Source organism: Arthrobacter sp. Y3223164 (genome assembly GCF_059091005.1).
This window is the reverse complement of record NZ_JBNHGF010000978.1, coordinates 1-290: the sequence shown is the minus strand read 5'-3', so window position 1 is coordinate 290 and position 290 is coordinate 1. Positions and strand designations below refer to the sequence as shown.

Here is a 290-nt window from a genome sequence, read left to right as displayed (position 1 = left end):
GCCGCAGCGGCCAGCACCGCCAGCACGACGCCGGCGCCCGCCATGTCGGTCTTCATCGGCAGCATCGGCTCCCGCGGCTTAAGCGACAGCCCGCCGGTGTCGAAGGTGATGCCCTTGCCGACGATGACGACGTGCCTGGTGTTCTCGCCGGCCTGTGCGGGCGTGTAGTCCAGCTGGACCAGCCTGGGCGGAGTCGGCGAGGCCGAGCCCACCGCCAGCAGACCGCCGAACCCTCCGGCAGCCAGCTGATGCTCGTCCCACGTGCGGATGCCCAGGCCGCGGGCCGCGGC

Annotated in this window: 1 pseudogene; it reads right to left on the bottom strand. The window is 73.1% G+C overall.

Features of this window, described 5'->3' with window-relative positions:
- A pseudogene (locus AC5RUJ_RS18990) lies at positions 1-290 on the bottom strand (leucyl aminopeptidase family protein); the annotation flags it as partial.